Annotated in this window: 13 protein-coding genes and 1 tRNA gene; 13 read left to right on the forward strand and 1 reads right to left on the reverse strand. The window is 64.7% G+C overall.

Annotated features, from left to right (window positions below):
- Positions 1 to 587 precede the first annotated feature (587 nt).
- Positions 588 to 664 (reverse strand) — tRNA-Arg (locus C0V72_RS15250).
- 167 nt (positions 665 to 831) lie between these two features.
- On the opposite strand from C0V72_RS15250, the gene C0V72_RS15255 reads away from it, so the two are divergent.
- The 13 genes from C0V72_RS15255 (at position 832) to C0V72_RS15315 (ending at position 12,160) form a co-directional block, all read left to right on the forward strand.
- Positions 832 to 1,209: a hypothetical protein gene (locus C0V72_RS15255; RefSeq protein ID WP_101794996.1), complete on the forward strand. Its 378-nt coding sequence runs from the start codon at positions 832 to 834 to the stop codon at positions 1,207 to 1,209.
- A 57-nt stretch (positions 1,210 to 1,266) separates the two neighbouring features.
- Positions 1,267 to 1,770: an MmcB family DNA repair protein gene (locus C0V72_RS15260; RefSeq protein ID WP_101794997.1), complete on the forward strand. Its 504-nt coding sequence runs from the start codon at positions 1,267 to 1,269 to the stop codon at positions 1,768 to 1,770.
- A gap of 74 nt (positions 1,771 to 1,844) precedes the next feature.
- Entirely contained in the window at positions 1,845 to 2,621 is a 777-nt protein-coding gene (locus tag C0V72_RS15265) for a sterol desaturase family protein (protein ID WP_101794998.1), read from the forward strand.
- Positions 2,618 to 3,055 (forward strand): DUF2141 domain-containing protein, encoded by a 438-nt coding sequence (locus C0V72_RS15270; RefSeq protein WP_233999979.1) that lies wholly within the window; start codon positions 2,618 to 2,620, stop codon positions 3,053 to 3,055. The genes C0V72_RS15265 and C0V72_RS15270 overlap by 4 nt, the downstream gene beginning before the upstream one ends.
- 216 nt (positions 3,056 to 3,271) lie before the next feature.
- Complete coding sequence (locus C0V72_RS15275; RefSeq protein WP_101795000.1) at positions 3,272 to 4,981, forward strand: PAS domain-containing protein; 1,710 nt, start codon at positions 3,272 to 3,274, stop codon at positions 4,979 to 4,981.
- A 51-nt stretch (positions 4,982 to 5,032) separates the two neighbouring features.
- A complete protein-coding gene (locus C0V72_RS15280) occupies positions 5,033 to 6,397 on the forward strand; it encodes a M48 family metalloprotease (RefSeq protein WP_101795001.1) in 1,365 nt (454 codons plus the stop codon).
- Between the two features lie 37 nt (positions 6,398 to 6,434).
- Positions 6,435 to 7,151, forward strand: a complete 717-nt coding sequence (locus tag C0V72_RS15285; protein ID WP_101795002.1) for a DsbA family protein — start codon at positions 6,435 to 6,437, stop codon at positions 7,149 to 7,151.
- An 8-nt stretch (positions 7,152 to 7,159) separates the two neighbouring features.
- Complete coding sequence (locus C0V72_RS15290; protein WP_233999980.1) at positions 7,160 to 8,179, forward strand: hypothetical protein; 1,020 nt, start codon at positions 7,160 to 7,162, stop codon at positions 8,177 to 8,179.
- A gap of 86 nt (positions 8,180 to 8,265) precedes the next feature.
- Positions 8,266 to 9,480 (forward strand): sensor histidine kinase, encoded by a 1,215-nt coding sequence (locus tag C0V72_RS15295; protein WP_101795003.1) that lies wholly within the window; start codon positions 8,266 to 8,268, stop codon positions 9,478 to 9,480.
- Positions 9,477 to 10,283, forward strand: coding sequence for a LytR/AlgR family response regulator transcription factor (locus C0V72_RS15300; protein ID WP_101795004.1), 807 nt, complete (start codon positions 9,477 to 9,479; stop codon positions 10,281 to 10,283). The genes C0V72_RS15295 and C0V72_RS15300 overlap by 4 nt, the downstream gene beginning before the upstream one ends.
- Positions 10,284 to 10,405: 122 nt before the next feature.
- Entirely contained in the window at positions 10,406 to 11,284 is an 879-nt protein-coding gene (nadC, locus tag C0V72_RS15305) for a carboxylating nicotinate-nucleotide diphosphorylase (RefSeq protein WP_442792590.1), read from the forward strand.
- Positions 11,281 to 11,697, forward strand: coding sequence for a hypothetical protein (locus C0V72_RS15310; RefSeq protein ID WP_101795005.1), 417 nt, complete (start codon positions 11,281 to 11,283; stop codon positions 11,695 to 11,697). Before nadC ends, C0V72_RS15310 begins: the two co-directional genes overlap by 4 nt.
- The gene (locus C0V72_RS15315) at positions 11,690 to 12,160 is read left to right on the forward strand and encodes a ribonuclease T2 family protein (RefSeq protein WP_233999981.1); all 471 of its coding nucleotides are present in this window, start codon (positions 11,690 to 11,692) and stop codon (positions 12,158 to 12,160) included. The genes C0V72_RS15310 and C0V72_RS15315 overlap by 8 nt, the downstream gene beginning before the upstream one ends.
- The last annotated feature ends 89 nt before the right edge of the window (positions 12,161 to 12,249 follow it).

Below are 12,249 nucleotides of genomic sequence, written 5' to 3' on the forward strand. Positions count from 1 at the left end.
ACATCCAGACTTCAGTCAACGGCAGCGCCTCCTCAGCGCCGCCATTGAATCAACCGATCACGTCTCGCGCAAGCAATTTAATGGGGCCTGAGCCTAGCATGGTGCGCGAGAGATAGCTGCAATTTTCGCCTGACCTCACGGCGGATTGAGCTAAGGTTAGTTATCGATCATTTATACGGTCGACCGCGGCTAACATGAACAGTTCGCTCGCAACCCACTCTCCGAATATTCCGATGCTAGTCGGGGTGTATGCTGAATGTCCGTTTTTGCCAGGACCTGCCATCCGAGATGCCGCTTGGGAACGTCGGGAAAGTCCCACACCCGGCCGGAGGGCTTTTCGGTGATCAGTTTCCATGTGGGCCGAAACGCTTGGCCGAGATTGAGGCGCCAATAGCTTCCGCCACTCATGCGTCGCCTGAGCGTCAATCGGACCGCCAAAGGAACCGGGTCGATCTGCATCTCCCGAGGGGGTTTTCAGTAGGTTACTCGCATGATCATTGGGGGTAAGCGCAGTTCGAGTTGCACTTACATTTCACTTACGGCCATTGCGGCCGAAATTGTGCGTCGCGGTATATCATTGAAAACAATGGCGCACCCGACAGGATTCGAACCTGTGACCTCTGCCTTCGGAGGGCAGCACTCTATCCAGCTGAGCTACGGGTGCATGGAGCCATGCGGTGCGCGGTATTGCGGTGCGCGCGGCGTCGCTTAGCAAGTGCCAGGTCAGCGCGCTACACAAATGTTCCTTGATTATTGCTGTCATCCGATCATCGCAGGAACAGCACGGATCGGCTTAACCAATCGGCAAGGACGCTTGCCTAGCCTCCACCTATGGCAACGCTCCCGCCCCAACCGATTCTCTCCGCAACACCGCCGGATGCGGCAGCGCCGGAGGTGTTGGCTGAGGCGCTGGTGGCGCTCCACGGCAAGGCGGCCACGCTGGCCTTGCTCGCCCGGCTGGCGCCCGAACCAGTTGAGTTTTCAGGCGAACTCGGCAGCATAATTGCCCGCGCACAGCCGTGGCAACGCGCGCTGGTGGCGCAGACGGTGGCCGATTGTGCGGCGATGCTGGATTGCGGCATGGCGGCGCTGACCATGCTGGCCCGCCGCGAGCAGGATGCCACCGCGCCTGCGCTGGTGTTGTGGCGCGAATTTCATGCCGCCCGCGCCGCGATGGTCACCGTGCTGGGAAGCCACGCGCCCGCCTGACGCATGAGGCGCGCGGGCAGGCTTGACTGGGTTCTGCTTTCGTTCCAACTCGGGGGCATGTCCGGCGCCCCCGTTTCTTCCGCTGATTCTGCCCTCGCGCCTGCGCCAAGCGCGGGAGATGTGGCGCGCGGGATTGCGCGGTTGTTTGCGCGCAATGGCATCTGGTGCCTGTCCGAAGTCGCGTTGAAAAATGGCCGCCGCGCCGATCTGATGGGGATCGACGCCAAGGGTCTGGTGGTGATTGTCGAGATCAAGGTTGCCCGGGCCGATTTGCTGGGCGATGCCAAGTGGCCCGATTATCTCGACTTTTGCGACCGCTTCTTCTGGGGCGTCCCACCGGGATTGGATCGCACCCCGCTCGACAGCGAGGCCTATCGCCCCGGCACCTGCGGGGTCATCGTGGCCGATGGCTATGATGCCGAAATCCTGCGCCCGGCTGCGCTCGATCCGCTGGCGGCGGCGCGGCGCAAAAGTCAGGTCGAACATCTCGCGCGGATCGCCATGCGGCGGCACATGGCGCTGATCGACCCGCTGGCGACCATGCTGGATGGGCTGAGCTGATTTTGCCCCCCTCAGCTTGGCCCGCCTGACTTTACGCTGTCGCGCCGCCCACAATTGCGGCATATCGGCGCAAGATGCTTAGCTCTGACACCCCCGTCCCGCTCGCCCTGCTGATTGTCAGTCTGGCCGTAACGGTGATCGTGGCGCTGCGCTATCTGCTGACCAGCGGGCTGTTTGCGCTGGCGACCGGAAAGATGCGGCCCGGACTGTACCGTGGCAAGGCCGCGCAAATCCGGCGCGAGGTGCGCTGGTCGCTGCTGTCGGCGGGCATTTATGGCGCGCCGGCGGGTATCGTGCTGTGGGGCTGGAACCATCACGGCTGGACGCTGCTGACCGCCGACTGGAGCGCGCTGCCGTTGTGGTATCACCCACTCAGCGTGCTGATCTATCTGTTCGTGCAGGACACCTGCTTTTACTGGAGCCACCGCTGGATGCATCGGCCCAAGTGGTTCCGCATCGCCCACGCCGTCCACCACGACAGCCGCCCGCCGACCGCGTGGACGGCGATGAGCTTCCATCCGATCGAGGCGGTGACCGGCGCGGTGGTGGTGCCGGTGCTGGTGTTTCTGGTGCCGATCCACGTCGGCATGCTGGGGCTGGTGCTGACCATTGCCACCGTGATGGGGGTGACCAATCACATGGGGTGGGAGATGTTCCCGCGCTGGCTTGTTCACTCCCCGTTGGGACATTGGCTGATAACCGCCAGTCATCACGAGCGGCACCACGAGGAATACCGATGCAATTATGGGCTCTATTTCCGGCTGTGGGACCGGCTTTGCGGGACCGACAAGGGCCTGTCCAAGCGGATCGTGGCCGAGGCCGGGCACGGCGCGCCCGTCGCCTCTGGGTGAAGGTCTGCGCGCTGGCGCTGGCTGGCGCTGCGGCAAGCCTTGCCGCTGCCCCTGCGCACGCGGGCGAGGTGGTGATAACGGTCACCGACCTGCGATCCACCAAGGGCGTAGTGCGCGCCTGCATGACGACGCGGGCGGATATCTTTCCCAAATGCATCAAGGATCCCGGCGCCCATCGCGTGGTCGTGCCCGCCGGCGACAAGGTGGAAATCCGCTTCACCGGGGTCAAGCCGGGGCAATATGCCGTCGCGCTGCTGCATGATGAGAACAATAACGGCAAGGCTGACCGGGCGATGGGGATGATGCCCAAGGAAGGCTATGGCTTTTCGCGCGATGCGCCGGTCAACATGGCGCCGCCCAAGTTCAAGGACGCGGTGATGACGCTCGGCGAGGGCGCCTCGCGCATAGCCATCAAGATGCGGTATTTCCTGTGATTTAGGATCGCGCTGACGCGCGATGCAGACCTCCCGCCCGGCCTCCCTGCCCGGCCACCATAACTTAGTGGTACTATCGGTGGCGGGGTGGGGAGGCGGGGCGGGAAGTCTGCGCCACCGACAGGCGGCCGCCAACAAAAGCCCGCTTAACGTGATCTTTACCACGCCGCGCCAGAACGGCGGAGTATCAGGTTCACCAAGGGGCGAATAACTGCCATGGACACTCTGCGCGGCCACTTCGATTCCGACGCATCTGCGGAGCGGAGCTGGGACGCATCCGAGGATGACAGCTCCGAATCGACCTATCGGCAGCTTCCGCCCGACGCCATCGGCCAGGACGAACGCCGGATGCAGGTGCGCGCCTATAACCACTGGGCCGGCCTGCTGGGTGAGCGCATGTTCCCGCAGATCGAGGATCTCGATCCTGCCAACCTGACGGATTTCGGCCCGCATTCGGTGCTGCTGGATTTCTCGTTCGGGATCGACAATCCGGCAGTGCGGTTTCTGGGTGACAAGCTGGCGCATGAATGCGGGGCGCAGGGGGTTATCACGCGCCTGTCCGATGTCCCGCCGCGTTCGCTGCTCAGCCGGATCACCGATCATTACATGCAGATCCTCGCCAATCAGGCACCGATCGGGTTCGAGGCGGAATTCGTCAATCATGCCGGGACCGCGATTTTGTATCGCGGCATTCTGCTGCCCTATTCCAGCAATGGCGAGACGATCGATTTTATCTACGGTGTGATCAACTGGAAAGAAATGGCAGACCAACTCACAGCTGACGAACTGCTGCTCGAAATCGATCAGGCGCTGGAACTGGAAACCGAGATGGAGCTGGCGCAGGATCCGGCACCGCGCCAGGCTGACCCCGTCACGGATTGGGCCGATTCGCCCGCTCACGAAAGCGACGAGGTTGCCTCCTCCGAGGGCAGCTACAACGATTTCGCCGCCGATTTTGCCGCGCCGCGCGGCTCTGATCCCGTGCTGCCTGATTTCAGCCAGTACGGCCTTGGCGATGACGACGAAGATTACGACGAGGACGAGGGCGAGCACGAGGGCGCAAACGCCGGCTATAATTTTGCGTCGCTGGCCGATTACATCGAGGCGCCGATCAAAAAGGCGATCGACCTGTCCGGGCTTGAGCCTGCGCCCTACGATGATGACGTCGCCGGGCCCGACTATGATTTCGCCCCCCTTGCCGACTTCGGCGAGCCGATGCCGCTGCCCGAGCCGCTGCAGCTGTCCGAGCCGCTGCCAATGCCCGAGCCATTCCCTGCGGAACAGGCCGAAGCGCCGGAGCTGAGCGCCGGGCTGCCCGCCGATGCCGGTCTGTATGATTGCCTTGCCGCCGCGCGCGAACTGGCCCGGGCTGCCGACAGCACCGAGGATCGCAGCCGCAGCGCGCTGTATGCTGCGGTCAGCCGCGCTTATGACTTTTCGCTGGCTGCCCAGGCGAACCCTGATGATTATGCCGAACTGATCGCTGACAGCGGCCTCACCGTGCAGGACCGCGCGCCCATGACCCCGGTGGTCAAGCTGGTGTTCGGGCATGATTATGACAAAACCCGGTTGACCGAATATGCCGCCGTGCTCACCCATGCCCACCGCCTGAAACTGGCACCGGGAAGCCTGGATGCGTTCCTTGCCGAAGTCGATGGCGGGGTCAAAGCCGTGGTCAAGGCCGAACGCCGCCTGCGCCGCGAGGAGCAGGGCAAGCCGGTGGAAAGCGCCGACGCCGTGCGCGAAGCGCTGGCCCAGCAATTGCGGGGGCTCGAAGCGATCACGCTGGAAGAACTCGACGGGGCGGGGCCGGAATTCGCGCTGGTGCTGATCCGCCGCGACGAGATTGGCTGCGCGGAAATCCTTGCCGAAATCCCCGAGGACATCGCTCAGATCGAACGCGCCGCCCGCAAGCTGGCGGGTTGAGGCTGCGCGCTTCAGTTTGAGTTCAGGCTGAAACGCAGTAGGGTCGGCGCAATGCGTCGCCCCCAACCTCTTGCCGTCCTGCTCGCCCTGCTGGCGAGCGCGATTGTTGCAGTCCAGCCGGTCGCTGCGCAATCGATCCTGCGCGATGCCGAGACCGAAGAACTGCTGCGCGATATGACTGCGCCGCTGATCGAGGCGAGCGAGCTTGAACCGGGCAATGTCGAGCTGGTGCTGATCAATGATGGCTCGATCAATGCCTTTGTTGCAGGCGGGCAGGCGATCTATGTCCACACCGGCCTCATCAGCGCAGCAGAAACCGCCAATGAAGTGCAGGGCGTGCTCGCCCACGAATTGGGCCATATCACCGCCGGACACGTGGTGCGCTTCGGTGAACGTACGCAGGCGGCGAACAAGATTTCGATCCTGTCATTGCTGCTGGGCGTCGGCGCGGCGCTGGCGGGTGCGGGCGAGGGCGCGATGGGGATCATCGCTGCCGGGCAGCAGGCCGCGATGAGCAGTTTTCTCGCCTTCAACCGCGATCAGGAAGCGTCGACCGATCTGGCCGGGGTGCGTTATCTTTCGGGCGCGGGGATCACCGGCAAGGGAATGATCAAGTTCTTCGAGCGCCTGCGCGGCAATGAAATCCGCGCCGGTTACAGCCAGGCTGACGAGGCCGCCTATGCCCGCACCCACCCGCTGACCGGCGACCGGATCCAGACGCTGCGCGGGTTGCTGGAGGAAGACCGGGCCTGGGACACGCCGCCCGACCCGCAATTGCAGGAGCGTTTCGTCCGCGCCAAGGCCAAGCTTTTCGGCTTTCTGGCCGAACCGCAGCGCACGCTGACGGCCTATCCGCCGCGCGATACCAGCATCCCGGCCCGCTATGCCCGCGCCTATGCCTATCACAAGGACGCAAGGGTGGAACTGGCGCTGGCAGAGGCCGATGCCCTGCTCGCTGCCGAGCCGGACAATCCGTGGTTTCTCGAACTCAAGGGGCAGGTGCTGCTGGAATCGGGCCGCCCGCTTGATGCGCTGGTGCCGCTGCGCCGGGCAACCGATCTCACCCGCGCCCATCCGTTGATTGCCGGAATGCTGGGCCATGCCCTGATCGCAACCGAGGATCAGGCCAATTTTCCCGAAGCCGAACAGGTGCTGCGCGCCTCGGTGCAGCGTGATCGGTACAATCCGTTCGCCTGGTATCAGCTCGGCGTGGTGTACGAAGCGCGCGGCGATGTGCCCCGCGCGCGGCTGGCCAGCGCCGAGGTGCAGGTGATGAACCAGCTCTATCCCCAGGCGCTGATGAACGCGCAGGCAGCCGAGGCAAGCCTGCCCTATGGCTCGCCCGACTGGATCCGCGCGCAGGATGTGGCGCTCGAAGCGCGCAGCCAGCTGGAACGCTTCCGCGACCGGCGCTAAGGCGGGTTGCAGTTCAATCCTTGCCGACGGACCCCCGATGTCATCCCACCCGCCTGCCGATGCCCCCTCGACCTTGCGCAGCACGCTGCTGACGGCGTGTCTTGCGCTGGTGTTCGGCTTTCTGGGCGCAGCGGCGTGGTCTTATTCCGGCCTTGCCGACAACCGCACCCGCAGCTTTCTGCTCGGCAATCCCGACCTGCTGCCCCAGATGGCGCAGGCCTATGAAGAACAGGAAGCGGCCAAGCGGCTGGCGCAAATGGGCGATGAGGTCTTCGCGCCCTTTCCCGGCGCGGTCCTCGGCAACCCCAAGGGCAAGCGGGTGCTGGTCGAGTTCACCGATTACAATTGCCCCTACTGCGAAGCGAGCCTGAAGGATGTGAACCGCCTGATCGCAGAAGACCCCGAATTGAAGGTCGTCATCCGCGAATGGCCGATTTTCGAAGGCAGCGAACCGGTATCGCGCATGGCGCTGGCGGCTGGCATGCAGGGCAAATACCGCGCGTTTCACGATGCGATGTTTGCCACCGGCGATGTCGATGCGGCGGCCAAGGCCGCCGGGCTCGACATGGCGCGCGCGCAAGCTGACGCGGCATCCGAGGCTGTCTCTGCCGAGATCGCCCGCAATCTCGATCATGCCCGCGCGCTGGGCTTTACCGGCACCCCGGCATGGATTGCCGGAACCAAGCCGTTTGGCGGGGCGGTGGGCTATGACAAGCTCAAAGCCGCGCTGGCGGCGGCCAGTGTGGCGGGGTGAGGGGCAGGGTGCCGCGGTTCCCCATTCTGGCCGCGCTGGCGGCGGCGTGTGCGCTGCCTGCTCCGCTGGCTGGCCAGACCACCAATGCCGCGGCGCGGATCGACTACACGGCTGAACGCGCGGCGATTGCGCAGTTTCAGGACAGGGATCAGCGCTTGCAGGATGTGGGCTGGCAGCTGGCCCGCGCCAATGCCGCCTTCTGCCCGCGGGTGGTGCCGGGGATCGGTCTGCAATTGCAGGACATGGCGAGTTACGGCGTGCCGGCGATTGCGCGCACCGCGCTCGGCCTGACGGGCGATTTTGCGGTGCAGACGGCCGCGCGCGGATCGCCCGCTGCCCTGACCGGCGCCTTTGCCCGCAACCGGGAGATTATCCGCCTCGAAGGCTTCAACCCCAATGATTGGCGGGCCGGGCGCGCGATGGACTGGCAGCGGCTGGCGCGCGCGCATGACCATGTCGATGCCATGCTGACCGAACATGGCGGCATCGCGGTGACCTTTGCCGATGGCGAAACCGCGCGGGTCCAGCCGGTCGATGTGTGTGCGAGCCGGTTTGAACTGATGGGCGAAGGTGACCGGGCCGTTGCCGATGGCACGCGCGTGGTGATCGGGATCGGGTTTCCCGCCTTTGCCTACCAGGAAGAGCCGGTGTTCGCCGCGCTGGTGGCGCACGAGTTGGCGCATAATGTGCTGGGCCATGATGCGTGGCTTGACCGGGTCGGGCGCAAACCGAAATTCGTGCGCCGGATCGAACGGGAGGCGGACCGGCTGGTTCCCTGGCTGCTCGCCAATGCCGGATATGATCCGCAAGCAGGCGCCGCCTTCATGATCCGCTGGGGATCGCGGCATGATTCCGGGCTCAAATTGCGCACGAGGCATGATGGCTGGGACGAACGCGCCGAGGCGATGGCGGCGGAAGAACCGATCATCCGGGCGCTTATGGCCCGCGATGGCCGGGCCGACTGGGCGCAGCATTTCCGGCGCGAGATCGATCCGGCGGGCGGGCTGGCCCGCACGGCCCGCCGCTGAGACTTGCGCCGATCCGTGGTGGCCCTGCGATGATGCGCGCGATTAGCCGTGCCGTTTCGGGCGAAATGAGCTAGACCGGAAAGCCTATGGCAGTGCTCCAGATCCAGGCTGCGCCGTTTTTCGCCAGCAAGAACCGGGCGTTCTGGAACCTCCAGCTGGCAGGCTGGGGCGCGGCTTTCCTGTTGCGTGCAGTCTCGGCGCTGGCGAATGAACAGCCGCTTGACCTGCTGGCGCTGATTCTTGTCACCACGATCACCGGCTTTTCGATCAGCCTGATCCTGTCGGTCATCTACCGCAAGCTCATCCATCAGCAGCCGCTGGTCACCTGGGGCCTGACCGCAGTGGTGCTGTTTTTCGCGGTGGTGCTGCATGCCTCGATCGATGCCTGGGTGCAGGGCGTGTATTATGCCGCCGCGCGCGAGACGACCTTTGCCCAGCGCCTGATCGGCTTATTGTACCTGCCGCTCACGCTGCTGGGCGGGTGGAGCGCGCTGTATTACGCGATCAATTTCTTCCTGACGGTGGAACAGCAGGCCGACCGGCTGGAACGGCTGGAAGCGCAGGCGACCGCGGCGCAGCTTGCCATGCTGCGCTATCAGCTCAACCCGCATTTCCTGTTCAATACGCTGAATTCGATCAGCACGCTGGTGCTGCTGAAACAGACCGAGCCGGCCAATGCGATGCTGACGCGCCTGTCGGGCTTTTTGCGCCACACGCTGATCGCCGAACCGGGCAGCCAGGTCAGTCTGGCGCAGGAGGTCGAGACGCTCCAGCTGTATCTCGACATTGAACGGATGCGCTTTGAAGAACGGCTTCGCACCCATTTCGAGATTGATGACGCGGCGCTGGCAGCACAGCTGCCGGCCATGCTGCTGCAACCGCTGGTGGAGAACGCGATCAAATATGCCGTCAGCACCCAAGAGGAAGGCGCGCGCATCGCGCTGACCGCGCGGGTCATTGGCGATCGGTTGCGCCTGACGGTCGAAGATACCGGGCCGGGCGCGGAAGACATGCAGCGCTTCATGGCGGGCGACGCGCCCGGCACGCCTGCGCCCGGCCGTCCGGTATCCACCGGCGTCGGCCTTGCCAATATCCGCAATCGTCTGGCGCAGGCCTATGGCGATACGCATCTGTTTGAAACCCGTTCGGAAGCTGGGGGCGGCTTTACCGTGCTGATCGAAATCCCCTTCACCCGGGCCGACGCAGCCGTTTCTGTGACCGCAGCACCCCCTGCTGCGGGAACAAACGGCAACGTTGTGCCCTTGCCCCCCCCGCAACGAACCATCGGAACCCCCGCATGACTATCAGAACCATCCTTGTCGACGACGAGAAACTGGCGATCCAGGGCTTGCAGCTGCGCCTGCAAGCCTTCGAAGACGTCGAGATCATCGACACCTGCGCCAACGGGCGCGAGGCGATCCGCAAGATCAAGACCGAAAAGCCCGATCTGGTGTTTCTCGACATCCAGATGCCCGGCTTTGACGGCTTTTCCGTAGTGAAGGGCGTGATGGAAATCGAACCGCCGCTGTTTGTCTTCGTCACCGCCTATGAAGAACACGCGATCCGCGCCTTCGAAGCCAACGCCGTCAATTACCTGATGAAGCCGGTCGATGAACAGAAGCTCGCCGACACCATCGAACGCGTGCGTCAGCGCCTGGCCGAGAAAAAATCGGCCGAGGATGCTGGGCAATTGCTCGACGTACTGGCCGAAGTCGCGCCCGACCGCGCGGCCGATTTCGTCGAAACCACCGCGCCCGCAGCCGAAAGCGCCGACCGCTTTGAAAAGCTCATCAACGTCAAGGACCGCGGCCAGATCTTCCGCGTCGAAGTCGATACCATCGAGCATATCGAGGCCGCGGGCGATTACATGATCATCTCCACCGGCGACAATTCGCTGGTGCTGCGCGAGACGATGAAGGATCTGGAACGCCGCCTCGACCCGCGCAAGTTCCAGCGCGTCCACCGCTCCACGATCGTGAACCTCGATCTGGTGCGGCAGGTGAAGCCCCACACCAACGGCGAATGCTTCCTGGTGCTGGAAAGCGGCGCCGAGGTGAAGGTAAGCCGCAGCTACCGGGATGTGGTGGCGCGCTTCGTGCATTGACCTTCCTCTTCGTCATTGCGAGGAGCGGACCGACGAAGCAATCCATGGACTGGCGTGCCTTGCCTGGCGCTCGGGCCATGGATCGCCGCGGGCCTTCGGCCCTCGCGATGACGAAGGATTGAATGTTGCCCGAATTCACCCTCCCCGGCTTCGACCTTGCCAAGTTCATCCGCCAAACACTGGCGGAGGACTTGGGCGAGGGCCTGCCCGGTGGCGGGCGCGATGTGACCTCTGAAAGCGTCATCCCCGCCGATGCGCGCTTCACCGGGGTGATGGACAGCCGCGATGCCATCGTGGTCGCGGGCCTGCCGCTGGCCGAGGCGTTTTTCCGGCATCTCGATCCCGAATGCACCATCAAAGCCCTCGTGCATGATGGCGACAAGGTGCCCGCCGGGACCGATCTCATGCGGATCGAAGGCAAGGCCCGCGCGCTGCTGACGGCGGAGCGCAGCGCCTTGAACATCGTCCAGCACCTCTCTGGCATCGCGACGATGACGCAGGCCTATGTCACCGCGATGCGCGGGCCGGATGGCAACCCCGCCTGCACCCTGCTCGACACCCGCAAGACCATCCCCGGCCTGCGCTTTCTTGAAAAATACGCGACCCGGATGGGCGGCGCGCAGAACCACCGCATGGGGCTGTGGGACGCGGCGATGATCAAGGACAACCACGTCGCGGTCGCCGGCAGCGTGGGCGAGGCTGTCGCCCGCGCGCGCGATGCCGGGGTGACGCGGATCATCTGCGAGGTTGACCGGCTCGACCAGATCGAACCGGCACTGGCCGCCGGGGCGCATCACCTGCTGCTCGACAATATGGACCCGGCCACCCTCGCGCAGGCGGTGGCGCTGGTCGCAGGCCGCGTGCCGACCGAGGCGAGCGGGGGCGTCAACCTTGATACCATCGCGGCCAAGGCGGCGAGCGGGGTCGATTACATCTCGGTCGGGCGCCTCACCCAAAGCGCGCCTGCGGCTGACATCGGGCTGGATTTCAAGCCGCTATGACCCTGATCCGCGGCCCGCGGCCGTTTGCGATCCGGGTGTTTGCCGCCGCTTTCCTTGCGGCGGCGCTGTTGCGGTTGGTCCGCGGCCTCAGCGACCTGCCGCTGTCCGAAACGATCCTTGCGGTCTATGTCCCCTGGTTCGCATGGGACCGCGACTGGACCATCATTGTCCTTTCGGCCGAATTCACCATCGCGCTGATCCCGCTGATGTGGATCTACCTGTTTGCCGCGCCGTTCGCGCGCTGGCTGGTGCTGGGCTTCGGCGCGTTCAGGCTGGCAATGCTCGATCCGGCGGCGCTGACCGGGCCGTTGCTGCTGGCCGTGGCGATGGCGAGCCTGCTGACGCCGCCCGCGCAGCGCTGGTTTGCCCGGCTGCCGGCCGATGAGGAGGATGGCCCTGCGGTGTTTGAATAGAGCTCTGGCTGGCCTGTTGCTGGCCGCGCTTGCGCTCGCGCCTGTCCCGGCGCTGGCGCAGGCCTATCAATGCCGCGTGCCCCAGGTCACCAGCGTCCCCGCCATCACACCCGATGGCCCGCGCCGCGGGCTATCCGACACGGGGCCGATCACCGGCTACACCATGGCCTTGAGCTGGAGCCCCGAGTTCTGCAAACCCCGCGCGCGGGATCGCAGCCATGCGGTGCAATGCGCGGGCAGGAACGGGCGTTTCGGCCTTGTGGTTCACGGGCTGTGGCCGGAAGGGGGGCAAGGCTGGCCGCAATGGTGCGCGCCAGCCAATCCGCTGACGGCGGCAGATATTCGCACCAGCATGTGCCTGATGCCGTCACAGCAGCTGATCGCGCGCCAATGGGCCAAGCACGGCAGCTGCATGGTCAAGCGTCCGGCGAATTACCTCAAGGTCATCAGCATCCTGCATTAGACCTGTTGCGAAAGCCGGGCCAGTTTGATTTTTCTGGGACATCGAGTGAGGACAGGGGGGTGTCTTTTGATGCAAGGGATCAGAAGCCG

The sequence above is a fragment of the Porphyrobacter sp. TH134 genome, assembly GCF_002855495.1.
In the GTDB taxonomy this organism is placed as follows: domain Bacteria; phylum Pseudomonadota; class Alphaproteobacteria; order Sphingomonadales; family Sphingomonadaceae; genus Erythrobacter.